This window comes from Dokdonella sp. (assembly GCF_019634845.1).
Lineage (GTDB): Bacteria > Pseudomonadota > Gammaproteobacteria > Xanthomonadales > Rhodanobacteraceae > Dokdonella_A.
The window spans coordinates 138834-162057 of sequence record NZ_JAHCAQ010000008.1 but is presented as its reverse complement, the minus strand read 5'-3'; the positions used below and the strand labels follow the sequence as shown (position 1 = coordinate 162057).

At 69.8% G+C, this 23224-nt stretch carries 24 protein-coding genes; 16 read left to right on the top strand and 8 right to left on the bottom strand.

Translation table 11 applies throughout. The features are described 5' to 3' along the window. Window positions 1-560 (top strand): peptidoglycan DD-metalloendopeptidase family protein (locus tag KF903_RS07900; protein WP_291213380.1); only part of this gene is annotated, 560 nt, incomplete at its 5' end. Window positions 561-601: 41 nt separating this feature from the next. Next, the gene (locus KF903_RS07895) at window positions 602-1480 is read left to right on the top strand and encodes a sigma-70 family RNA polymerase sigma factor (protein WP_291213378.1); all 879 of its coding nucleotides are present in this window, start codon (window positions 602-604) and stop codon (window positions 1478-1480) included. Window positions 1481-1489: 9 nt separating this feature from the next. Here the strand turns inward: KF903_RS07895 and KF903_RS07890 are convergent, their stop codons facing one another. Together KF903_RS07890 and yhbY are read right to left on the bottom strand one after the other, a co-directional pair. Beyond that, entirely contained in the window at window positions 1490-1876 is a 387-nt protein-coding gene (locus KF903_RS07890) for an Mth938-like domain-containing protein (RefSeq protein WP_291213376.1), read from the bottom strand. Window positions 1877-1881: 5 nt separating this feature from the next. After that, complete coding sequence (gene yhbY, locus KF903_RS07885; RefSeq protein ID WP_291213374.1) at window positions 1882-2175, bottom strand: ribosome assembly RNA-binding protein YhbY; 294 nt, start codon at window positions 2173-2175, stop codon at window positions 1882-1884. 168 nt (window positions 2176-2343) lie between these two features. Between yhbY and rlmE the strand changes: the two genes are divergently transcribed. The 5 genes from rlmE (at window position 2344) to folP (ending at window position 10862) form a co-directional block, all read left to right on the top strand. After that, the gene (gene rlmE, locus KF903_RS07880; protein ID WP_291213372.1) at window positions 2344-2967 is read left to right on the top strand and encodes a 23S rRNA (uridine(2552)-2'-O)-methyltransferase RlmE; all 624 of its coding nucleotides are present in this window, start codon (window positions 2344-2346) and stop codon (window positions 2965-2967) included. Window positions 2968-3104: 137 nt separating this feature from the next. Then, entirely contained in the window at window positions 3105-5030 is a 1926-nt protein-coding gene (gene ftsH / locus KF903_RS07875) for an ATP-dependent zinc metalloprotease FtsH (protein WP_291213370.1), read from the top strand. A 108-nt stretch (window positions 5031-5138) separates the two neighbouring features. Then, on the top strand, window positions 5139-7046 hold the full coding sequence (locus KF903_RS07870; protein ID WP_291213368.1) for a hypothetical protein: 1908 nt from the start codon (window positions 5139-5141) through the stop codon (window positions 7044-7046). Between the two features lie 301 nt (window positions 7047-7347). Continuing rightward, window positions 7348-9972 carry a S8 family serine peptidase gene (locus KF903_RS07865; protein ID WP_291213366.1) on the top strand — a complete coding sequence of 875 codons (2625 nt, stop codon included), beginning with the start codon at window positions 7348-7350 and terminating at the stop codon, window positions 9970-9972. After that, window positions 9969-10862, top strand: a complete 894-nt coding sequence (gene folP / locus KF903_RS07860; protein WP_291213364.1) for a dihydropteroate synthase — start codon at window positions 9969-9971, stop codon at window positions 10860-10862. Before KF903_RS07865 ends, folP begins: the two co-directional genes overlap by 4 nt. Window positions 10863-10893: 31 nt before the next feature. Here folP and KF903_RS07855 read toward each other — a convergent pair whose 3' ends face one another. Both KF903_RS07855 and KF903_RS07850 read right to left on the bottom strand, forming a co-directional pair. Then, window positions 10894-13329, bottom strand: a complete 2436-nt coding sequence (locus tag KF903_RS07855; protein ID WP_291213362.1) for a winged helix-turn-helix domain-containing protein — start codon at window positions 13327-13329, stop codon at window positions 10894-10896. Between the two features lie 54 nt (window positions 13330-13383). Further along, entirely contained in the window at window positions 13384-14577 is a 1194-nt protein-coding gene (locus KF903_RS07850; protein WP_291213360.1) for a magnesium transporter, read from the bottom strand. 118 nt (window positions 14578-14695) lie between these two features. Between KF903_RS07850 and KF903_RS07845 the strand changes: the two genes are divergently transcribed. Beyond that, on the top strand, window positions 14696-15172 hold the full coding sequence (locus KF903_RS07845) for a glycine zipper 2TM domain-containing protein (protein ID WP_291213358.1): 477 nt from the start codon (window positions 14696-14698) through the stop codon (window positions 15170-15172). Between the two features lie 71 nt (window positions 15173-15243). On the opposite strand, the gene KF903_RS07840 is transcribed toward KF903_RS07845, so the two are convergent. Next, window positions 15244-15681 (bottom strand): cell wall hydrolase, encoded by a 438-nt coding sequence (locus KF903_RS07840; RefSeq protein ID WP_291213356.1) that lies wholly within the window; start codon window positions 15679-15681, stop codon window positions 15244-15246. Window positions 15682-16104: 423 nt separating this feature from the next. Beyond that, window positions 16105-16914 (bottom strand): folate-binding protein, encoded by an 810-nt coding sequence (locus KF903_RS07835; protein WP_291213354.1) that lies wholly within the window; start codon window positions 16912-16914, stop codon window positions 16105-16107. A 45-nt stretch (window positions 16915-16959) separates the two neighbouring features. Between KF903_RS07835 and KF903_RS07830 the strand changes: the two genes are divergently transcribed. From KF903_RS07830 to KF903_RS07800, 7 genes are all read left to right on the top strand, one after another. Then, window positions 16960-17229, top strand: a complete 270-nt coding sequence (locus KF903_RS07830; RefSeq protein WP_291213352.1) for a DUF1674 domain-containing protein — start codon at window positions 16960-16962, stop codon at window positions 17227-17229. Between the two features lie 52 nt (window positions 17230-17281). After that, complete coding sequence (gene sdhC, locus KF903_RS07825; protein ID WP_291213350.1) at window positions 17282-17677, top strand: succinate dehydrogenase, cytochrome b556 subunit; 396 nt, start codon at window positions 17282-17284, stop codon at window positions 17675-17677. Further along, the gene (gene sdhD / locus KF903_RS07820; RefSeq protein WP_291213348.1) at window positions 17674-18057 is read left to right on the top strand and encodes a succinate dehydrogenase, hydrophobic membrane anchor protein; all 384 of its coding nucleotides are present in this window, start codon (window positions 17674-17676) and stop codon (window positions 18055-18057) included. The genes sdhC and sdhD overlap by 4 nt, the downstream gene beginning before the upstream one ends. Before the next feature lies 1 nt (window position 18058). Then, window positions 18059-19852 (top strand): succinate dehydrogenase flavoprotein subunit, encoded by a 1794-nt coding sequence (gene sdhA, locus KF903_RS07815; protein WP_291213346.1) that lies wholly within the window; start codon window positions 18059-18061, stop codon window positions 19850-19852. A 98-nt stretch (window positions 19853-19950) separates the two neighbouring features. Then, a complete protein-coding gene (locus KF903_RS07810; RefSeq protein WP_291213344.1) occupies window positions 19951-20736 on the top strand; it encodes a succinate dehydrogenase iron-sulfur subunit in 786 nt (261 codons plus the stop codon). 73 nt (window positions 20737-20809) lie between these two features. After that, the gene (locus KF903_RS07805) at window positions 20810-21064 is read left to right on the top strand and encodes a succinate dehydrogenase assembly factor 2 (RefSeq protein WP_291213342.1); all 255 of its coding nucleotides are present in this window, start codon (window positions 20810-20812) and stop codon (window positions 21062-21064) included. Then, window positions 21036-21476, top strand: coding sequence for a hypothetical protein (locus tag KF903_RS07800; RefSeq protein WP_291213340.1), 441 nt, complete (start codon window positions 21036-21038; stop codon window positions 21474-21476). The genes KF903_RS07805 and KF903_RS07800 overlap by 29 nt, the downstream gene beginning before the upstream one ends. 46 nt (window positions 21477-21522) lie before the next feature. Here KF903_RS07800 and KF903_RS07795 read toward each other — a convergent pair whose 3' ends face one another. Together KF903_RS07795 and KF903_RS07790 are read right to left on the bottom strand one after the other, a co-directional pair. After that, the gene (locus tag KF903_RS07795; protein ID WP_291213338.1) at window positions 21523-22107 is read right to left on the bottom strand and encodes a Maf family nucleotide pyrophosphatase; all 585 of its coding nucleotides are present in this window, start codon (window positions 22105-22107) and stop codon (window positions 21523-21525) included. Continuing rightward, window positions 22104-22523: a hypothetical protein gene (locus KF903_RS07790; protein ID WP_291213336.1), complete on the bottom strand. Its 420-nt coding sequence runs from the start codon at window positions 22521-22523 to the stop codon at window positions 22104-22106. Before KF903_RS07790 ends, KF903_RS07795 begins: the two co-directional genes overlap by 4 nt. Window positions 22524-22624: 101 nt before the next feature. Between KF903_RS07790 and KF903_RS07785 the strand changes: the two genes are divergently transcribed. Next, the gene (locus KF903_RS07785; protein ID WP_291213334.1) at window positions 22625-23143 is read left to right on the top strand and encodes a YceD family protein; all 519 of its coding nucleotides are present in this window, start codon (window positions 22625-22627) and stop codon (window positions 23141-23143) included. Window positions 23144-23224 lie beyond the last annotated feature (81 nt).

Genomic DNA, 23224 nt, shown 5'->3' with positions numbered 1-23224 from the left:
AGGCCACCCCCGCCGCGCCGCCGGCCGAAGCCACGCCAACGATCGCGGCCACGCCGCCGGCGACGGCGGGCGTGGCCGCCGCACCGGCGCCGAGCGCATCGGCACCGAGTGCGCCGGCGCCAAGTGCACCAGCGCCAAGTGCACCAGCGCCAAGTACACCAGCCGCTGCGGCCACCGCCACGGTCGGCGAGGTGAGCTGGCGCTGGCCGGCGGGCGGCGTGCTGGTCGGCTCCTTCGCCGCTGGCGATCCGACGCGGCAGGGCATCGACCTCGCCGGCAAGGCCGGCGACCCGGTACGGGCGGCCGCTGCGGGCAGCGTGGTCTACAGTGGCAATGGTCTGGTCGGCTACGGTGAGCTCATCATCATCAAGCACAACGCGAGTTTCCTGTCGGCCTATGGCCACAACCGCAAGCGCATGGTGCGCGAGGGCGAGCAGGTGCAGGCCGGGCAGGTGATCGCCGAGATGGGTTCGAGCAGTGCCAGCCGCGATTCGCTGCACTTCGAGATCCGCCGCAACGGCAAGCCGGTCAATCCGCTCGACTACCTGCCGCGACGGTGAGCCTCGTTCCGCTGCCGCTTGCAGCGGCGTAAGCTCGCGGCGTGACATCCGTTCCCGATCCATCCGCATTGCCCGACGGCGAGGAGCTCCTTGCGCTGTTCGATGCGGCTGGGTCGCAGGATGAGGAAACACGCAGTTCGACGGCGGCCTATCTGGCCGAGATCGGGCTGATTCCGCTGCTGGACGCCGCGCAGGAATGGGCACTGGCCGAGCGTGTGCAGGCCGGTGATGCGCTGGCGCGACGCAGCCTGATCGAGGCCAACCTGCGTCTGGTGGTGAGCGCGGCGCGCGGCTACGTGGGGCGCGGGCTGGCATTCATGGATCTCGTCGCGGAAGGCAACCTCGGCCTCATTCGCGCCGTGGAGAAGTTCGACCCGGCGCGGCGCCTGCGCTTTTCCACCTATGCGATGTGGTGGATCCGCGAGGCCATGCAGGCCGCGATCATGAACCAGGGGCGCACGGTGCGGGTGCCGGTGCATGTCCTGCGTGACCTGGCGCAGATGCTGCGCATCGAGCGCGAGCTCGCCGCGCAACTGGGCGTGGCGCCGGGTACCGAGCAGGTGGCGGCGGCAGCGGGGCGCGACGTGCGCGAGGTGGCACGCTTGTTCCAGCTCAGCGAGCACGTCTCCTCGCTCGATGCACTCGAGGCGGGACCGCGCGCGCTGATCGACCTGGTGCAGGAGCGCGACGAGGACGACAGCCTTGCCGCGCTCGGCAGCGAGGCCCTGCTGGGGTTGCTGGAACGGCTCAGCCCGCGCCAGCGCGAGGTGCTGCAGCGGCGCTTCGGACTGGGCGAGCATGCGGCACAGGCGCTGGCCGAGATCGGTCGCGAGCTCGGCATCTCGCGCGAACGCGCGCGTCAGCTCCAGGAAGAGGGCCTGCGCCGCCTGCGCCAACTGGCCGGCACGCCCCGAGTGTGATGCGCGCCGTCAGCGCGCGGCGTCACCGGGCAACATCAGGGCGACCACCACGCGGCGGCCTTCGTCGGCCAGCAGGTTGTAGGTGCGGCAGGCGGCGGCGTTGTCCATGATTTCGACGCCGATGCCTCGGCGCAGCAGGTGCGCCCGCAGTTCGGCGCGCGGGAACACCTGGCGCGCGCCGGTGCCGAGCAGCACGAGCTCGGGTTCGAGCGCGCCGATTGCGTCGAGCGCGGCCTCGTCGAGCTCACCGACGTCGCTGACCGGCCAGTCCTCGATCAGGCGATCGGGGGCGAGCAGGAAGCTGCGCGTGACGACGCGGTCGACGATCGTGACGTCGCGCTCGCCGTAGCGGCGAAAGTACAGGTAGCCGTCGGGCAGGTGCTGATCCAGTTGCATCGGACTTACCTGGGCAGCGTGAACTGGTTGCGCTCGGGGTTGCGGCGGTAGAAGCAGGCTGTCTTGCCGATGGCCTGCACGACGTCGGCGCCGGCGTGCGCGCGCATGGCCTCGATCAGCGTTGCGCGTTGTTCACGCTCGGCAGCCAGCTTGACCTTGACCAGTTCGTGGTGCGCGAGCGCGCCCTCGAACTCGGCCAGCACGGCTTCGGTGACGCCCTTCTGGCCGACCAGGATGACCGGGCGCAATTCGTGGGCAAAGCTGCGCAGGTAGCGCTTCTGGGAGGCGGTCAGGGACATGCGCGGTGGCGGCGTGGGCGGCTGGATCGGGCCTGACAGGGTATCATGGCCAATGCTCTCGACCCGGCGCCCCTCGATCCCTGCCCTGGCTGCACGCCGTTGCAGCGGCCGCGCCGTGGCCGCGCGAGTGCGGCGCGGCGATGCCGGCGCCGGACCAGGTAGCGCCTGATGGCCGCGCGGAGCAAATCCAGTGCGCGCTGGCTCAAGGAGCACTTCAACGATCCGTATGTGAAGCGGGCACAGGCGGAAGGCTGGCGTTCGCGCGCGGTGTTCAAGCTCGAGGAACTGATCGAACGCGACCAACTGCTGCGGCCCGGCATGGTGGTGGTCGATCTGGGCGCGGCGCCCGGCGGCTGGTCGCAAGTGGCGCGCGAGCGGCTGGGTGACCGCGGCCGCGTGATCGCGCTCGACATCCTGCCGATGCAGGGCATCGGCGGGGTCGACTTCATCCACGGCGATTTCCGCGAGGAAGCCGTGCTCAGCGAGCTTGAGCAGCGCCTGGCCGGCGCGCCGGTCGACCTTGTGCTTTCGGACATGGCGCCCAACATGAGTGGCGTGGCGGCGGTCGATCAGCCGCGCTCGATGCATCTGGTCGAACTGGCCGAGGAGTTCGCCGCGCGGCACCTGCGGCCGGGCGGTGCTTTCCTCACCAAGGTGTTCCAGGGCGAGGGCTTCGACGAGTTCGTGCGGCGCTTGCGTGGCGCCTACGCGCGCGTCAGCATCCGCAAGCCCAAGGCATCGCGCGCGCGCAGCCCCGAAGTCTACGCGCTGGCGACAGGCAAGAAAGGATAGGTATTCATGGCGACAAGGCACGATGGCGGTTTGCTGCTCGCGCAGCGCGGTTCCCTCGCGTTCACGGCGCGTTGGCCGGCTCTCGGGCAGGTTGTCGCCACCACCGGGCACTGCAGCCGGCAGCAGGAGATTGCACGATGAACGACATGGTCAAGAACCTCCTGTTGTGGGTGGTCATTGCGGTGGTGTTGCTCACGGTGTTCCAGAGCTTCAACCCACGCGCGGCGCAGCCGTCCGAAGTGGCCTATTCGCAGTTCACCCAGCAGGTCGGCAACGGCGGCATCTCGTCGGTGACGATCAGCGCCGAGAACCCGGCCCGTGCCACCGCCAAGCTCAAGGACGGCAACACGCTGTGGACGATGGTGCCGCTGGGTGCCAACGAACAGTTCAACGCCCTGCTGGCCAAGAGCAACATCGAGGTCACCCAGCAGCCGCTCGACAGCATCAACCCGTTCCTGCGCATCCTGTTCGACTGGGTGCCGATCCTCATCTTCATCGGCCTGCTGATCTATTTCATGCGCCAGATGCAGGCCGGTGCCGGCGGCCGCGGCGCAATGAGCTTCGGCCGCTCGCGTGCCAAGCTGCAGGGCGAGGATCAGATCAAGGTCACCTTTGCCGACGTTGCCGGCTGCGACGAAGCCAAGGAGGAAGTCGGCGAGCTGGTCGAGTTCCTGCGCGATCCGTCCAAGTTCACCAAGCTCGGCGGTAAGATCCCGCGCGGCGTGCTGATGGTCGGCTCGCCCGGCACCGGCAAGACGCTGCTCGCCAAGGCCATCGCCGGCGAAGCCAAGGTGCCGTTCTTCTCGATCTCGGGCTCGGACTTCGTCGAGATGTTCGTCGGCGTCGGTGCCGCTCGCGTGCGCGACATGTTCGAGCAGGGCAAGAAGCATGCGCCCTGCATCATCTTCATCGACGAAATCGACGCGGTCGGCCGCCATCGCGGCGCGGGTCTTGGCGGTGGCCACGACGAGCGCGAGCAGACGCTCAACCAGCTGCTGGTGGAAATGGACGGCTTCGAGGGCAGCGAGGGCGTGATCGTCATCGCCGCCACCAACCGCCCCGACGTGCTCGATCCGGCGCTGCTGCGCCCGGGCCGCTTCGACCGCCAGGTGGTGGTGCCGCTGCCGGACCTGCGTGGTCGCGAGCAGATCCTCAAGGTCCACATGCGCAAGGTGCCGCTGGCGAGCGACGTCGATCCGCTCACGATCGCGCGCGGCACGCCGGGCTTCTCGGGCGCCGATCTGGCCAATCTCGTCAACGAGGCGGCGCTGTTCGCCGCGCGCGACAATCGCCGTGACGTCGACATGAATCACTTCGAGCGCGCCAAGGACAAGATCATGATGGGCGCCGAGCGGCGCTCGATGATCATGAGCGAAGACGAAAAGAAGCTCACCGCCTACCACGAGGCGGGCCATGCGATCGTCGGCCTCACCGTGCCCGAGCACGACCCGGTGCACAAGGTCACGATCATTCCGCGCGGACGTGCACTCGGTGTCACGATGTTCCTGCCCGAGGCGGACCGCTACAGCCATTCGCGCACCTCGCTCGAAAGCCGCCTTGCCAGCCTGTACGGCGGGCGTGTGGCCGAGGAACTGATCTTTGGCGAGGACAAGGTCACCACCGGTGCCTCCAACGACATCCAGCGTGCGACCCAGATCGCGCGTGACATGGTCACCAAGTACGGCCTGTCGGAAGAACTCGGACCGATGACCTACGCCGAAGAGGAGGACGAGGTGTTCCTCGGTCGCTCGGTGACCCAGCACAAGAACGTGTCGGAAGCGACCGCGCGTCGCATCGACGAAGCCGTGCGCGCGACGATCGACCGCGCCTACGCGCGCGCCAAGGAGATCCTCGTCGCCAGCCACGCCAAGCTCGAGGCGATGGCGCAGGCGCTGCTGCACTACGAAACCATCGACAAGGACCAGATCGCCGCCATCATGGCCGGCGAGGAGCCGCAGCCGCCCAAGGACTGGCAGGGTGGATCGCGGCCCGGTCCGAGCAGCGGCGGCGGTGCGCCGCGTGCGGACAAGCCGCCGATCGGCGATCCGGCGGCGCAGCACTGAGGCGTCGCGGCGCCGCCTGGCGCGGCGCAGGGCCGGCCAAAATGTGATCGACGTCACACTTCGGCTCGCGTTTGTGTAGGATGTCGCCCCGGCGCGCCCGGAGGCGGCATGACCACGCAGCCCGGCTTTTTCGAGGAATTGAAACGCCGCCATGTGTGGCGTGTCGCGATCGCCTATGCGGTGACGAGCTGGCTGATCGTGCAGGTTGCGACCCAGGTCTTCCCGTTTTTCGACATTCCCAATTGGGCCGTTCGGCTCGTCATCGTGGTGATCGTGCTCGCCTTTCCGGCCGTTGTCGTGCTGGCCTGGGTGTACGAGATCACGCCCGATGGCATCCGTCGGACCCAGCCCGCAACAGCGCCCGATGCACGTCCGGCACATATCGGCAGGCGTGTCGCGCGCGCCCTCAACGCGCTGATCATCGGCGTGCTGGCACTGGCGGTGGCGGTGCTCGGCTGGCGCTTGCTGGCCCTGCAGCGGGTCGTGCAGCACAGCGCGCCGCAGGCGGGCACAACGGTCGCCACGGCCCCGTCCGCACCCGCGGCGCCAGCGGCGTCGAGCGCTGCCGCGGGCCACGCTGGCGCCGCGGCCGCCGGTCTTGCTGATCGGCGCAAGTCGGTGGCAGTGCTGCCGTTCGACAACGACGGCGATGACCGCAGCCAGCAGTATTTTTCCGATGGCTTGTCGCAGGACCTCATCACCGCGCTGTCGCAATTCGACTCGCTCAAGGTCATCAGCCGCGATTCGGCGTTCCAGTTCCGCGGCAGCCAGGACAGCCCGCGGATCATCGCCGCCAAGCTCGGCGTGGCGCACCTGCTCGAAGGCTCGGTGCGCAAGCAGAACGATACCGTGCGCGTCAGCGTCACCTTGGTCGACGCCGATGATGGCAGCGTGGTCTGGTCGCAGCGTTACGACAAACCTTACGGAGACCTGTTCGCGCTGCAGGATGCGATCACCCAGTCGGTGGCCGATGCGCTGCAGGCGCATCTGCTGGTCACGGCCGACGCGATCGGGCAGAGCGAGCGTCCGCCCGGTGGCAGCCTCGCTGCCTGGCAGGCCTATCAGCAGGGCCAGTACTACACCGCGCGCAACACCCAGGCCGACGTGCGCCAGGCGATCGATGCCTACACCCAGGCCACCCGGATCGATCCGCGCTACGCCGCCGCCCAGGCACGCATCTCCTACGCCTGGGCGGGGCTGGCCACGCAGTATCTGGTCGGCAGCGCGCGCGATGAAGCCTGGGCCAAGGCGCGCGACGCGGCCAACCGCGCCCTGCAACTGGCACCCGATCTGGCGCAGGCGCGCCGCGCACGCGGCCACCTGCTGCTCAACGCCGACTTCGACTGGGTCGGCGCGGAGGCGGAGTACCAGCGCGCAGTCCAGTTGGCGCCGCATGATGCCGGCATGCTGTTCAGCCTCGGCAACGTCGATGCCGCGCTGGGCCGGCTCGAATCCGCGGTGAGCCTCACCAACGAGGCACTGGCGCGCGACCCGTTGCGGGCACGCTGGTACAACTGGCTCGGCTTTTACCTGGCCGGGCTGGGCCGGCTCGACGAGGCACGGCACATGGTCGAGGCCGCAATCGAGCTGCAGCCGGCGGCCGACAGCTTTCACCAGCAACTGGCCGTGATTGCGATCCTGCGCGGTGACGCCGCGGCGGCGCTTGCTGCGGCCGAGCAGGAAAGCGATCCGAGCTGGCGCCGCGTGGCACTGGCGCTGGCCACCCAGATCGGCAGCGACCGCGAGGTCGCCGATGCCGCTCTTGCAGCGCTGATCACCAACGACGCCGACAACGCGCCCTACCAGATCAGCGAGGTATACGCGCTGCGCGGCGACGCCGACAACAGTTTCCAGTGGCTCGATCGGGCTTGGGACGTACGCGATCCGGGCGTGAGCAACCTGTTGGTCGATCCTTTGCTGCTGCGCTATCGCGATGATCCGCGCTTTGCGCGGTTCTGCGCCAAGGTGGGCCTTCCGCTGACCAGCGATGCGGTTGCGGTGCGGCCGCCAAGCTGATCCGCGCGACGTGCTGGCCTTGCGCCGCTGCCGCCGGCCGGCGTCGTCGACTGCCGCCAGCCATGCTAGGGTTGCGCGTTTGTGCGCGCGCGGTCGCCATGGCCGTGGTTGGCGCGACATGGCCGGGCGCCGCGGCGCGCGCTGGCCCGGACTTGGCTGGGGAGACACAGGCATGTGGGCAGATGGGAAATGGGCGCGTGCATCGCGCCGGACTCGAGTCGTCGTGGCGGGTGAGGTTGGCATCGCGCGGATGTTCCGCGCCGGAGCGCGCGGTCTGCGCGGCTGTGCCGGGGCGCGGGCAGTGCCAGCCCGGGCCGGTGTGACGGCGCTGCTGCTTGCGCTGTTCGCCTGCGGCGCGGCGCAGGCTGGCGCGCGCCAGTGGCTGCGTGTCGAGACCGATGCCGCGACGCTGCGGCAGGTGCTGGGAGCGCCGGCGCCGGCCAGCGACTATGGGCGTTTCCAGTGGCTCGAGGTCGATGACGACCAGCTCGCGCGGTTGCGCGCACGCGCCGGGCTGCGGCTCGACGTGGTGGAGGCACCGTTCGAGCTCGATCTGGGTGGCCAGCGCTTCGATCCGCTGGCCGGCGTGCCCGATTTCGGTGCCTGGCCGACGACGACCGCAGCGGCGGGACAGGCCGACTTCCGCCTCGTGCAGTTCAAGGGGCCGGTGCGCGAGAGCGACCTGCGGGCGCTGCGTCAGGCCGGCCTCGAACCCGTGCAGTACCTGCATCCGTTCGCCTACGTGGTGTGGGGCCGCGGCAGCGACCTGCAGACGCTGCAGCGCAGCGCCGCGGTGCGCTGGAGCGGCGAGTTCCTGCCGGCCTGGCGCCTGCTGCCGCAGTGGCGCCTGCTCGCGGCGGGCGAGCGCGAGGTGCATGTGCTGGTCTACCGGCATGCCACCGGGGTGATGGCCGCGCTCGCTGCGGTGGCGCCGATCAGCGCTCCAGCGCAGCCGATCGATCGCATGCTGGCCGTGGTCAGTCTCAAGCTGCGCACCGATCGGCTCGCCGAGCTGGCGGTCCTGCCGGGCGTGTATAGCGTGCAGCCGGTGCCGCTCGATGGCGGCCTGCGCGGCGAGATGAGCAATCAGGTCAATGCCGGCAACATCGATGCCGGCAACATCGCGTTTCCCGGCTACCTCGACTACCTCGACGACATCGGCGTGCACGGCAACGGCGTCATCCTGGCCGACGTCGATGGTGGCATCTACGATACCCATCCCGATCTCGTCAATCGCATGCTGCCCTGCCTGGGCAGCACCTGCGGCGGCAGCGCGGTCGATTCGCACGGTACCCATACCGCGGCGACGATGGCGGGCGACGGCAGTTCGGGGGTCAAGGCCGGTGCCTTCCTGCGCGGCCTCGGCATGGCGCCGCAGGCCAAGCTCATCGAACAGGTGTATGACCCGACCTTCACCCAGCCCGGCGGCATGCTCAAGCTGATGACCGAATCGCAGCGCAACGGCGCCTATGCTTCGGGCAACAGCTGGGGCCCGGCGGGCTCGCCGCTGGGCTACGACGGTGATACGCGCCAGGTCGATGTCGGCGTGCGCGATGCCGATCCGACGGCAGCGGGCGACCAGCCGCTGGTCTACGTGTTGTCGATCATGAATGGTTACGGCGGCAGCGTCAGCTCGCTCGGCACGCCCGACGAAGCCAAGAACCTGTTCGCGATCGGCTCGACCCGGATGCAGTCGAGCGCGACCGTGCAGTCGACGCAGATCGACGACATCTCGAGCAACAGCGCCCATGGCCCGGCGCAGGACGGGCGCAGCGTGCCGGCGATGGTGGCACCGGGCTGCTCGGAAGACTCGGCGGCCAGCGCCACCGGCTACGGACTCATGTGCGGCACCAGCATGGCCTCGCCACACGTGACCGGTGCAGCCGCGCTGTTCGCGGAGTACTACCGCGGCCTCACTGCCGGCAGCGATCCGAGCCCGGCCCTGGTCAAGGCCGCGTTCGCCGCGGTGGCCAAGAGTCTCATCGGTCATCTCGATGCCGATGGCGTCGTCATGACGCACCTGTTCGACAATCGGCAGGGCTGGGGCCGCATGCAGGTGACGCCGGTGCTTGCGCCCGCGCAGCACGTGGAATATCTCGACCAGAGCGTGGTATTCGACAACACCGGCGACAGCTGGTCGCACACCTACACCGCCGACGATCCGAGCCAACCGATACGCATCATGCTGGCCTGGACCGATGCGCCCGGTCATGGCCTGGGTGGCACCACGCCGGCGTGGAACAACAATCTCGACCTGCGCGTCACGGCCAACGGCCAGACCTATCTGGGCAACGACCTCGACGGCAGCGGCTGGTCGAAGACCGGCGGCAGCGCCGATGGCAGGAACAACATGGAAGCGGTGTTCCTGCAGTCCGCGCAGCATGGTGGTCAAGTCAGCGTCGAGGTCCTGGCCAGCGACATCAATTCCGATGCCTTGCCCAACAGCGGCGATGGAACCGATCAGGACTTTGCCCTGGTCTGCTACAACTGCCGGGCCGCCACGCCCGCGCTGAGCGATCTCGCCGTCAGCGCCAGTGCGACCGACGACCACGCCACGCCGGGCCAGCGGCTGACGTTCGCGGCCGAGATCACCAACGTCGGCCTGGCCGACGCCAGCGACGTGCACATCACGCTGATCGCGCCTGGGCTCGACGATGCCATCGTCACCACCGGCGCCGATTGGGATTGCGGGCTGACGGTCGCGCTGCTGTCGTGCACCCATGCCGGAGTGCTCGCAGCCGGCGCCAGTGTGGTCTTCCCGGTCGATGCGCGGGTCAAGCCTTCCGCGGCCGATCCGCTGCTGGCCACGTTCAAGGTATCCACGCCCAGTGCCGAGGTCGGGCTGGCCAACAACACGGTCGTGTTGTCGCTGCCGCTGCTCGACCGCATCTTCGGCGATGGCTTCGACGCCGCCGGTGCCCCGTGATCGCCGCGCGTCTGGAGTGTGCGGGGCGTGCGCTGGTGCTCGACCGGCCGCGCATCTGCGGCATTCTCAACCTGACCGCGGACTCGTTCTCCGGCGATGGGATCGGCGGCGCGGTCGAAGCCGCCGTGCAACACGGTCTGCGCCTGGTCGAGGAGGGCGCCGACCTGCTCGACATCGGTGCCGAGTCGACGCGACCGGGTGCCGAGCCGGTGCCGGCCGAGCAGGAAATCGCCCGCCTCGTGCCTGTGCTCGAGGCGCTGGCCGCGCGCACGACGGTGCCGCTGGCGGTCGACACCAGCAAACCCGAGGTGATGCGCGCGGCAGTGGCCGCCGGCGCCGGCATGATCAACGACGTCTGCGCGCTGCGCCGCGACGGTGCGCTCGATGCCGCCGCCGCGCTCGGTGTGCCCGTGTGCCTCATGCACATGCAGGGCGAGCCGCGCACGATGCAGGACGATCCGCACTACGACGACGTGGTCGGCGAAGTGCACCGCTTTCTCGGTGATCGCCTGTTCGCCTGCCAACTCGCCGGCATCGACCGCAAGAACATCGTGGTCGACCCCGGCTTCGGCTTCGGCAAGACGCTGGCCCACAATGTGGAACTGCTGCGGTCACTGGCGCGTTTCGCCGAACTCGCACCGGTACTGGCCGGGCTGTCGCGCAAGGCGATGATCGGCACGCTGACCGGACGCGAGGGCGGGGCCGCGCGCGCCACCGGTTCGGCTGTGGCCGCGTTGCTGGCGGTGCAGAACGGGGCCGCGATAGTGCGCGTGCACGATGTGGCGGCCACGCGCGATGCGCTGGCCGTGTGGCAGGGAGTGGGGCCGGCAGCCAGCAGCAACCGCCGCGAGGTGGCAGCGTCGCGGCCCACGTCGTGGGACGAGGACTGACGCCAGCGGCGCCGCGGCGGCCGCGTCTGGCTCAGGGTCGGCCGATCGGCTTGCGCGCGGCTGCCGGCGGCTGCAGCAGTTGCAGCGCAATTGCGCGCTCGCCGGCCAGTGCCTGGACCCGTGCCAGCGCGCTGCGCCATGCATCGGTCTCGCCGAGCGCGTGGTAGTAGCGCAGTTGCAGCAGGGCGCAGCGGAAGTCCTGGCCAGCCCAGCGCGCGACCTGGCCGACCACGCTGCCGGCCCGGTCGAGCTCGCCGGTGGCGAGCAGGCGATTGCCGTACGAGACCACGATGCGCGCGGTGGCGGCGGGCATGTCGTGCTGCGCAGCGCTGGCCAGCGCGGCCTCGTAGGCCTTGTGCGCCGCCGGCAGGTCATGCAGGGCCCAGGCCTGTTCGGCACGGGCGAGCTCGGCAAACTCCTGCATCGGCGGCTGCGCATCGACGCTGGCCCAGGCCGCGAACCGCGCTGTCTGTTGGTCGGCCTCGCCGTCACGCTGCTGCGCACGCAGGGCCTGCGTCAGCAGCAACCAGCTCCAGCTGCGTTCGAGGCGCGAGTCGGCATCGTCGAAGGCGTCGCTGGCGGACTGGGCAAGCTGGGCGGCATCGGCGTAATTGCCGCGATCGAAGTCGAGCCGCGCCTGCTCCAGTTGCAGCCGCGGCGTGATCGGGTCGCCGCCGCGCCCGATTTCGCCGAACAGTTGCGTCAGCAACGCCTGCGCCTGGCCCAGTTGTCCGTTCTGGATCAGCGCGGCGACCTGTTCAACCTGCAGGCCATGCCGGGCGTTGCGGTTTTCCAGCCGCTCCAGCAGCGGCAATGCACGTTGCACGGTGGCCAGGGCGGCGCTCGGCTGCAGCAGTGCGAGCTGGGTGCCGGCGGCGTTGCCGAGGGTGTCGACGAGCTCGTTCAGGGCGCCGAAGCGCTCGAAGCTGCGGGCGGCGGTTTCGTGTGCGGCGAGCGCTTCGGCGAGGTGGCCGCGCTTGGCGAGCATGATGCCTTCGTTTTCCTCGACGCGGGCCAGGGCCAGGCCGTCGCCGGCCAGTTCGAGCGCAACGCGGGCGCGCGAGAAGTTGCCTTGCGCGGCGCCGTAGTCGCCTTGCGCGGCGGCGCTGATGGCTAGACCCATGTAGGCCTGGCCGAGCGCTGCCGGCTGTTGGCGCGTCTCCAGCAGCGTCACGGCTTCGGCAAACGCGCGCCCTGCCACCGCGAGCTGGTTCTGGCGCACGGCGGTGGCGCCGATCCCGTTGAGGATGCGACCGCGCAGCACGGGCTCGGCTTCGGCGCCGACCTCGTGCAGCAGCGCCTGCAGGCGCGTTGCGGCATCCTCGAAGTGGCCGCCACGAAACGCGATCTGTGCCAGGCGCAGGCGCAGTTCAGGGCGCTCGCGCAGTGCCGGCGGCGCCTGCTCGAGCAGGTTGCGGGCGCCGTCGAGATCATCGGTGAACAGCGCCGCGTCGGCGCGCGAGAGCAATTCGTCGAGGGGCAGGTCAGCTGCCTCGGTGCCGGTCGGCTGCCGGTCCAGCTGAGCCAGCAGGCGGTCGCTCGCGCGACGTGCGGCAACGATCGCGTCGGCTGCCTGGGCCTGCACCTCGTGGACGGTGGTGGTGTCACGCTGCAGCAACAGGCGCACGTTCCACTGGCCGTCACGGCGCGACACGCTCGGCACCACGATCAGGTGGGCGCCGGTGGCGGCACCGACCGCCGCGCCGGTCGCGGCGGAGTCGTCGCGATGGGCGAGCGCGACCACGTTGTCGCTCGGCACCACGATGAGACCCGCGTGACGCAGGTGGTTGGCGATCAGATCCATGAGACCCAGTCGCAGCCAGGTCCAGTCCTGCGGCGCGCTGCCCACTTCGACCGGCAGCACGGCGAGCGTCGGCAGGCTGCCGCCCGCGCTGGGCGCGGCGGCCGCCGGTACATCGGACGCGGCCGGTCGCAGTTGCCACCACAGCAGTGTGGCCAGGGCCAGCAGCAGTGCGCCGGCGACGATCAGCCCTGCCGCGTGCCGGCGCGGCCCTGACGGTGCGGATTTCGGCGCCGGCGTCGGCACATGCACGGGCAGCGCGGTGTCGGCGGCATCGCCGGCAGGCTCCGGCGCAGTGGGTTGCGCCGCGAGCGCCGTTGCGGCCGATGTCGGTGCGATCGGCGCGCTGGCTGCCGTGAGCGGCGCAATCCAGCGGTAGCCGAATCGCGGGATGGTGCGGATCGCGCGCTGTTCGTTGCCATCGTCGCCGACGGCCCGTCGCGCCTTGAGTACGGTCTGCCCGAGCAAGGTGTCACTGACCTCGGCACGGCCCCACACGGCGGCGATGAGTTCGTCGCGCCCGACCGCGCGCTCATGATGTTCGATCAGGTAGGCGATGCAGTCGAATACCTTGGGCGACAGCGACGCCACTTCGCCGGCGCGGCACAGCTCGCGTGCCGACAGGTCGATGCGGCAATCGCCGAAACGGTAGACACGGACAGTCATCGGCACGAGCCTAGCGCGCGGTGATGGCCGCGGTCACGCGCTGCGCCGCCGCGTTCAGCGCCCGAGCAACCAGGTTGCCAGGCCCAGGAACAGCCCCAGGCTCGTGATGTCGGTGGCCTTGGTCAGGAAGATGCTCGATGCGGTGGCAGGATCGGCGCCGAGGCGCTTGAGGATCTGCGGCACGCCGCTGCCGACCACGCCGGCGAGCACCGAGGCGCCGGCCAGCGCGGTGAACGTGATTCCGGCCAGGGTCAGTGGCTGCGGGTTGTGCTGGTAGCTGGCCAGTCCGAACATGGCCAGCGCCGCGACGGCACCGGTGAGCACGCCATTGAGGAAGCCGAGCCAGGCTTCCTTGGCCATCAGGGCGAGGCCGCGACCGCGCTTGAGTTCGCCGAAGGTGAGTCCGCGCAGCGTGACGGCAAGCGCCTGGCAGCCGGTGTTGTTGCACTGGTCGGAGATCACGGGCAGGAACACCGCGAGCAGGACCACGTGATCGATGGTGTCCTGGAACGAACCGACCACGCTGGCAGTGATGAAGCCGGTCAGCAAATTGAGTTGCAGCCACGGATTGCGCAGGCGCAGGCTGCGCGTCCACGCCGTGCCGAGCCGCTCTTCCTTCTCGATACCGACCGTGGCGCCGAGCTGGGCGCTGATCTCGAAGGCCTGCTCCTCGAACAGCACGGCGCCGCGGACGAGTCCGAGCAGTTCGCCCTGCGCGTTGCACACGGGGTACACGGGATAGTGGCGATGCACCACTTCGCGCATCGCCGCGATGATGCTGGTTTCGGGCTGCAGCGCGAACGGTTGCGCCAGCATGATTTCGGCCAGGCGCTGGGTGGCGCGGGCGAAGGCCAGTTCGCGGAACGCGACCACGCCAAGCAGGTGTTGCCGCGCGTCGACGACGAACACGTAGGTGACGAGCGTATGCGAGACGACCGGACGCAGGCGCTCGATGACCTCGGCCACGGTGGCGTCGGCGCCGAATGTGGCCGGTGCCGGTTCGAGCAGGCGGCCCACGCTGCCCTCGGGCCAGTTCTGGCCGAGCAGCCAGGCGTCGGCGCCGGTCGCCACCGCGCTGAGGCGCGCGCGACGCTCGGCGCCGACGCGGTCGAGGATCGCCACCGCGCGGCCGGGCGGCAACTGACGCAACAGGGCGGCGGCCTCGCCGTCAGCCAACGTGGCCAGGCGTGCCGCGGCCGCTTGGGCGTCGATGTCGAGCAGTTCGGCGGCGGATGCGGGAATCGGCATCGGCGGGTACCGTGCGTGGGTGCGAGGCGCGCATCATGCCTCAAGCCAAGGTGCCGTTCACGAGCTCTTTAGGCGCTTGCGGTCACGATGGCTGTCACTCCACCCAGAGGTCGACGACATGAGCGGCAAGGTTCCGGCAGCGGTATTTGCGGGTGTGCTTGGCTTGACCCTGGCTGGCTGCGCGGCGACACCGCCGCGGGCCCGCTACTACGACGATGACTACTACCAGCGTCGGGCCCAGTTCGACTGCTCGCGCTGCGGCGTGGTCCGCGAGGTGGCCCAGGTCTACGTGCGCGACAACGCCACCAGCGGTGGCGGGGCGGTGCTCGGCGCGATCATCGGCGGCGTGCTCGGCAGCACGATCGGCAAGGGCGACGGACGTACTGCGGCGACGGTCGCCGGCGCGGTCGTCGGTGGCGCGATCGGCAACCAGGTCGAGCGCGATTCCAGCGACTATGGCGGCCGCCCGGCTTGGCGGTTCACGGTACGGCTCGACGATGGTCGCTGGGCCACCGTCACTCAGTGGCATCACGACAACCTGCGTCCGGGTGACCGGGTGATGATCCGTGACAACCGGCTGTTGCGCCTGCGCTGATCGCGCGGGGCGCCGGCGTCATCGGCCGGCACGGGCGGCGGCGCTGATCGCCGCCCGGGCGCCGGCCGGATTCAGTTGATGTGGTAGAAGTTGTGTGCGCCGATCGTGGTGGCCGCGGCGCCCTTGATCCAGGCGGGTGTGGTCGACTCGGCCAGCACGAAATGGTCGGCATCGGGCACCACCAGGCGGCGCCGGTCGATCGGCAGTGACCACATGTGGATGGCGTGGCCGGCCACGGCCCAGGCCGCGGCCCAGGCCCGCGGATTGCGCAGCGCGTACCGCGGATTGGTGGTGGTCAGCGCAAACTGGCCTGGCGCGCGCACCACGTCGCATACGGTATTGCCCCAGCGCCCGTGCTCGCGCCGGCGCATGGCAACCTCGGCCACGGCCATCTGGCCGACCTGCGATTCGCTGCGCGCTTCCAGATAGACGGTCGTGGCCAGGCAGACCTGATCGGCCGCCGGTTGCGGCAGGATCGTGGCAAGCCAAAGCAGAAAGGAAATGGTCATCGTGCTCCTTGGTTCATCCAGGGATGGCCAACCGCCTTGCCTTGGCGCGCTGCGCGCGTCACGACCCTGCGCCTTGGCGCACGGCGATTCACCATCGGTGTTTGAAAACCTGGTGCCTGCGCGACCGTTCGTCGCATTCCAGGCGCCACGTCGGCGGCGTCTGCCACCCCGGCAGTCGCTCCGACGTCTGGTCGCTGCCGGGGTCGAGTCCCGGCACTGGTTGCCGGCCCCGCAAGCGGAACCGGTCGCGTGCGCTTCGGTGGCGCACAAAAAAGCCCTGACTGAGCAGGGCTGGGTGCGGAGAATACGGACTGGAGCCGGGCTTGTCGCGTGCCGGGCGTTTCGCGTTCAGCGGCGGGTAAGTGTGCGTTTCTTTGTCATTCAATGGGATAGCGCTTCTGCGGCGTGTGGTCGCAGCCGCCCTCAGGCGCTCCCGGCGGTGTCGTCCGCGGCGGCGGGAGCGGCGAGTTCGGCCACCACCAGCGCCGCTGCCGGCTGCCCGCCCTGTGCCGGCACCGCATACAGCACCTCACCGATGCGTTGACCATCGGCATCGGACAGCGTGGTGCCGGGCGGCGGCGCCAGCGTGCCGGTCACGACGGCACGCAGACCACGCTTGTTGCCGCCGCGGAAATGCAGCCGGGCGGCGATCTCCTGCCCGGGGTAACAGCCCTTGTCGAAACTGAGTGCGCCGATGCGCTCCAGTTCGAGCGCCTGTGGCACGAAGCGGCCCGCCACGGCGGTCTCGAGCCACGGCAGCCGGGCGCATAGGTCCTCGCGCTGCCACTCCAGCGCCGCGGCGGCGTCGATCGGCAGTGCCGCCGGCGCCAGCAGCAGGCCGCGCTGGGCCGTCGGCGCCGGGCGCAGCAGGCAACCGTCGGCGTGGGCGAGCCATCGACCGAACGGCGGCGCAGTCGTGGCCGGCGGCGCTGCCAGCACCTGCCAGCCGGGCACGACGTCGATCTGCACCCTGCTGCGCAAGCGATAGCGGCCAACAGCGCTCGCCAGCGCCGCGGCATCGCCGCGTGGCAGCCACAGCAGCAGGCTGTTGGCATCGCTGCGCAAGGCCACGAACACGGCCTGCACGCGGCCTTGCGCGTCGAGCCATGCACCGCAGCCGCAATCGCCCGGCGCGAGCGCCTTGATGTCGCTGCTGAACTGGGCGTGGGCAAAGGCGATCGCGTCGGCGCCGGCGAGGCGCAGCAGCGCCGCCGCGGCGAGTGCGGAGGCCATCGATGCAGGGCTGGTCTGGGATGCCGCGCATCTTAGCAGCCGGCCATGGCCGCAGTGATCGATGTGCAATGCGCGGTGCGCAAGGCTTGTCCGCTGCGAGGTTGTCGGATCGTGGCGCAAGGTTTAACCTTCACGGCGCACTGCATCATGTCCAAGTCCTCGTCGATCACGCCCGCACCCGAGCCGTTGCCGCCATCCGGCCCAGCGACGCCGGTGCCTGCGCCGCAGCCGCCTGTCGAGCAGGGCGGTCGCGAGGGCCTTGATCCGGTGCGCTATGGGGATTGGGAAAAGAACGGCCGCTGCATCGACTTCTGATGCTGGGCGCAGCGCGCCGGCCGAACCACGACAACGCGAGCCAGGGCCAGCCATGTCAGCGAACGCGCGACCGCTTTCACCGCATATCCAGATCTACCGCTGGCAGGTGCAGATGGTGACCTCCATCCTGCATCGCGCGACCGGCATCGCGCTCGCGGCCGGGACCCTGCTGCTGCTGGCGATGCTGCTGGCGCTGGCGGCGGGGCCCGAGGCGTGGAGCGGACTGGCCGCCTTCGCGCGGTCCTGGATCGGTCTGCTGCTGCTGGTCGGTTGGAGCTGGGCGCTGTCGTATCACCTGCTCAATGGCGTGCGCCACCTGTTGCAGGACGTGGGCTGGGGTTTTGCGATCGCCCAGTTCGTGCGCAACGGCTTCCTCGTCAGCATCGGCAGCGTCGTGCTGACCGCGCTGCTGTGGCTGTGCGCCTGGCTCAAGTGGGGTGGGGCATGACCGCGTTGCGTACACCGCTCAAGACCGCGCTCGCGCTCGGCTCGGCCAAGCACGGCGTGCATCATTTCCTGGTCCAGCGCATCACCGCCGTCGCGCTGCTGCTGCTCGGCCTGTGGTTCGTCTGGCTCGTGCTGCGGCTGCCGGGTCTGGACTATGCCGGCGCGCATGCGCTGCTGGCCGAACCCTGCAACGCGCTGCTGATGGCCCTGTTCGTGATCGCCGTGTTCTGGCATGCGCAGCTCGGCCTGCAGGTGGTGATCGAAGACTACGTGCACAGCCACGGCTGGCAGCTCGTGCTGCAGGTGGCGATCCGACTGCTGTGCATCCTCGGCGCCGCTGCCGGCGTGCTTGCCGTACTCCGAATTGCGCTGGGACGTTGACATGGCCGGTACCGCTTACAAGATCCAGGAACACAAGTACGACATCGTCGTGGTGGGCGCCGGCGGCGCCGGCCTGCGCGCGACGATGGGACTGGCCGCAACCGGGCTGTCGACCGCCTGCGTGACCAAGGTATTCCCGACCCGCTCGCACACGGTGGCGGCGCAGGGTGGCATCTCGGCCGCGCTCGGCAACATGGGCCACGACGACTGGCGCTTCCACTTCTATGACACGGTCAAGGGTGGCGACTGGCTCGGTGACCAGGATGCGATCGAGTACATGTGCAAGCACGCGCCGGCGGCGGTCATCGAGCTCGAGCACTTTGGCGTGCCGTTCTCGCGCACCGAGGAAGGACGCATCTACCAGCGCCCGTTCGGGGGCATGACCACCGATTACGGCAAAGGCGTGGCGCAGCGCACCTGTGCGGCGGCGGACCGCACCGGTCACGCGATCCTGCACACGCTCTACCAGCAGGCGCTCAAGCACCACGCGCAGTTCTACATCGAGTACTTTGCGCTCGACCTCATCTTCGACCAGGACGGTGCCTGCCGCGGCGTGCTCGCGCTCGACCTCAACGAAGGCACCTTGCACCTGTTCCGCGCCCACGGTGTCGTGATCGCCACCGGCGGCTATGGGCGCGCCTATTTCAGTTGCACCTCGGCCCATACCTGCACGGGCGATGGCGGTGGCCTCGTGCTGCGCGCCGGCCTGCCGCTGCAGGACATGGAATTCGTGCAGTTCCACCCCACCGGCATCTATGGCGCCGGCTGCCTCATCACCGAGGGGGTGCGCGGCGAGGGCGGCTTCCTGACCAATTCCAAGGGCGAGCGCTTCATGGAGCGCTATGCGCCCAACGCCAAGGATCTCGCATCGCGCGACGTGGTCAGCCGCGCGATGACGATCGAAATCCGCGAAGGTCGCGGCGTCGGCGAACACCATGACCACATCTTCCTCAACCTGCAGCACCTGGGCGCCGACACGCTGCACGAGAAGCTGCCCGGCATTTCCGAGTCGGCGCGCATCTTCGCCGGTGTCGACGTGACCAAGCAGCCGATTCCGGTGCTGCCGACCGTGCACTACAACATGGGCGGCATTCCGACCAACTACCACGGCGAAGTCGTGCGCAAGGTCGGTGACGATCCCGACCGCATCGTCGAGGGCCTGTACTCGATCGGCGAGGCCGCCTGCGTGTCGGTGCATGGCGGCAATCGCCTGGGTTCGAACTCGCTGCTGGACCTCGTCGTGTTCGGTCGCGCGGTGGCGCAGCGCTGTGCCGAGACGATCAAGCCCGACACGCCGCACAAGCCGCTGCCGGCTTCGGCCTGCGACGAGGCGCTGACGCGGCTCGACGGCCTGCGCAATGCCAAGGGTTCGCTGCCGACGGCGCAGATCCGTCTCGACATGCAGCGCACGATGCAGGCCGACGCCGCCGTGTTCCGCACCGAGAAGACGCTGCAGGAAGGCTGCGCCAAGATGGACAAGGTGTTCGCCTCGTTCGCCGACGTGCGGGTGGCGGACCGCTCGCTGGTGTGGAACTCCGACCTCATCGAGACCTACGAGCTCAACAACCTGCTGTACAACGCCGTGGCGACGATCCACTCGGCCGAGCAGCGCCACGAGAGTCGCGGCGCGCACGCGCGCGAGGACTATCCCGAGCGTGACGACGTGAACTGGATGAAGCACACCCTCGTCAGCGTCGATGCCAACGGCAAGTGCAGCTTCGATTACCGTCCGGTGCACACCAACACGCTGACCAGCGACGTCGAGACGGTGCCGCCGAAGAAGCGCGTGTACTGAATGCCGGGAAATGGGCGGCGGCAGTCGATACAGCGGCTGCCGCCGCACGAGCCAGACCCCATTCCCGATTTCCCATCCCAGATCACCGGTGCAACGCCATGGCCGAATTTTCCCTCCCCAGAAACTCCAGGATCCAGCCCGGCAAGCATTTTCCGGCCAGCGAGGGAGCCAAGCGCACGCGCACGTTCCGCATCTACCGCTGGGATCCGGACACCAGCGACAACCCGCGCATGGACACCTACGAGGTCGACCTGGCGACGTGCGGGCCGATGGTTCTCGACGCGCTGCTCAAGATCAAGAACGAGATTGATGCGACGCTGACCCTGCGCCGTTCGTGCCGCGAAGGCATCTGCGGTTCCTGCGCGATGAACATCGACGGCACCAACACGCTGGCCTGCATCACCGCGATCGACGACTGCAAGGCCGGCGATGTCAGCATCCATCCGCTGCCGCACATGCCGGTGGTCAAGGATCTCGTGCCCGACCTCACGCATTTCTACGCCCAGCACGCCTCGATCAAGCCGTGGCTGCAGACCAAGTCGCCGGCGCCGCCCGACCGCGAGCGCCTGCAGTCGCGCGAGGACCGCGCCAGGCTCGATGGCCTGTACGAGTGCATCCTGTGCGCCTGCTGCTCGACCGCGTGCCCGAGTTACTGGTGGAACGCCGACCGCTACCTCGGTCCGGCGATCCTGCTGCAGGCTTATCGCTGGATCGTCGATTCGCGCGACGAGGCCACCGGCGAGCGACTCGACGAGCTCGAAGACCCGTTCAAGCTCTATCGCTGCCACACGATCATGAACTGCACGCGCACCTGCCCGAAGGGCCTCAATCCGGCCAAGGCGATCGCCAACATCAAGAAGCTGCTGGTCGAGCGACGCGGTTGAGTCGCATGCGTTGCCGCCGCTACCAGGGCGGGCGACAGCCGGCGGCAGCGCCGATGCCGCTCGGCGCGTGGACATGAACGGCGCGCCCGAGGTCATCCCGGGCCGCTTGCGTTGGCGCGCGCGGCGCGGCACGCGCGAGCTCGACCGCATGATCGGCTGGTGGCTCGAGAGCCGCTACCTGCAGGCGGCGACAGCGCAGCGCGAGGCCTTTGCCGATCTGCTCGAGGAGTCCGATCCGGACCTGTGGGACTGGCTCATCGCCCAGCATGCGCCGCCGGCGCGGTATGCGCCGATCCTCGATGAAATCCGCGCCCACCATCGCCTTTGACTACGCGCCGTCGCGGCGCCTGTTCGCGGCGCTGGCACTGGTCACCGCGTTGGCCACGCTTGCACCCTGGCTCAGCGCGCTCGGCTGGCCGGCCTGCGTGACGCTCGACATGCTGGTGCTCGGTGGTGCGGCCACGGCCGCCGGTCGCTTGCGGCGGCCACGGTTCCGGCGCATCGCCCACCAGGCCGCCGGCTGGGTGCTGCTCGATCGCGACGGCGGTGAACGCCTCGCCGGGCTCGTCGACTGGCGTCAGCTCGGCGACATGGTCACGCTCGACTGGCGCGTTGACCGCCGCCGCCGATTCCGGATCGTGCTCGCGCCCGACAATCTCGATGCCGACACGCGTCGCCGGCTCGTCCTGTTGCTGCGCAGCCTCGGACCCGACGCCGACGCCACCGCGCCGCTGCGCTGAAGCGGCGCTGCGTGCCCGTTGCCGCGCCGTTGTGCGCGCGCAATCTTCAGGGCAGGGCGAGGCCGCATTCGCGCAGCAGGCGCGCCAGCGCGATCAGCGGCAGGCCGACCAGCGCGGTCGGATCGCTGCTGTCGATGCGGTCGAACAATGCGATGCCGAGGCCTTCGGCCTTGAAGCTGCCGGCGCAGTCGAGCGGGCGCTCAGCCTCGACGTAGCGCGCGATCGCCTCGGCGTCGAGCGGGCGGAACAGCACCCGCGTGCAGTCGATGGCGCTGCGTGCGCGCGGTGCGGCGCCGCGCGTGTCGAGCACGCAGACCGCGGTATGGAACTGGACGACATGGCCGCTGCAGGCCGCCAGTTGCTGCCGCGCCGCCGCGATCGAGCCCGGTTTGCCGAGCGCCTGGCCGTCGAGCTCGGCGAGCTGGTCGCTGCCGATGATGAGCGCGCCGGGTTCGTCGACGGTGACCGCGCGCGCCTTGGCCTCGGCCAGCCGCAGCGCGGTGCGGGCGGGACTCTCGCCGGCCAGCGCCGACTCGTCGCTGGCCGGTGCGGCGACGCTGAAGTCGTGGCCGAGCCGCGCCAGCAGCTCGCGGCGGTAGCGCGAGGTCGAGGCCAGCACGAGGCGCGTCATGGTCGGCGCGCCCGGTTGGCGGCGTCGAGCAGTTCACGTGCGCCGTCGAGATCGGCGCGCGCCTGGTTGAGGCGCTGCAACTGCGGCTGCAACGCCTCGCGGGCACTGGCCAGCGCATCGCGCGCAGCCGTCAATGCCTGCAGCGAGGCGCGTGATCCCTCGTTCTTGAGCCACAGGCGATGGGCGAGCAGGTCGCGCAGGCCGGCGTCGAGCACGCCTTCCACCGATGCCGGCGTACCGGCGGTCGGCATCGCCCGCAACTGCGCCCGGCAGTGCATCACCTGGCTCTCGAACGAGTCGGCCAGGTCGAGCACCTGCCGCAGCAGGTCGCGGCGTGCCCGCAGGCGGCGCTCGCGCAGCGCCAGCAGCAGCACGGCTACAGCCAGCGCGAGCGCGCCGGCCAGCAGGTACGGCATCGCACACTTCCCCCTGTTGCCTGGCTGCAGTGTAGCCATATTGGCGTGCGGCGACAGACGCGGTTGACAGCGTGCAGCGCGCCACCTACCATCGCGCGCCCATGTCCGCAGCCCTGCCAGACCGCGTGGATGTCGCGCGCCAGGTGCAGGCTCGCCGCATCTACGAGGGAACCCTGCCGTTCATCGCCATGCCGCGCCTGTGCGGACTGTTGGCGACGAGCGCGGGCGAGGCGCGCTATCATGCGCAGTTCGACAGGGATGAGCTGGGCGTGGATTATCTCGGTGTGCGCGTGGACTGCGGCTTGCCGCTCGTGTGCCAGCGCACGCTCGAGGTGTTCACGCTGCCGGTGCAGATCGACGAAAGGCTCGGCCTGATCGTCGACGAGCGCGACGAGGCGGCGCTGCCGGCCGGATACGAACCGCTGCTCGTCGAGCACGGCACGATCGACCTGGCGGCGGTGATCGAGGATGAATTGATCCTCGCCGTGCCGGTGGTGCCAACCCAACCGGGCGCGGCGCTGGACTGGGTCGACGGCAGCACCGACGAAGCCGCCGAGGCGCCGCGGGCCAACCCGTTCGCGGTGCTGGCAGGGCTGAAGAAGGATGGCGCTGCGCGCTGACTGCGGTCGCGCCGGTCGCCGCCGGTGATTTTCATGGCGTGGCCCGGATGGCTGCGTCGCAGATGCGGACAGGGCGTCCGC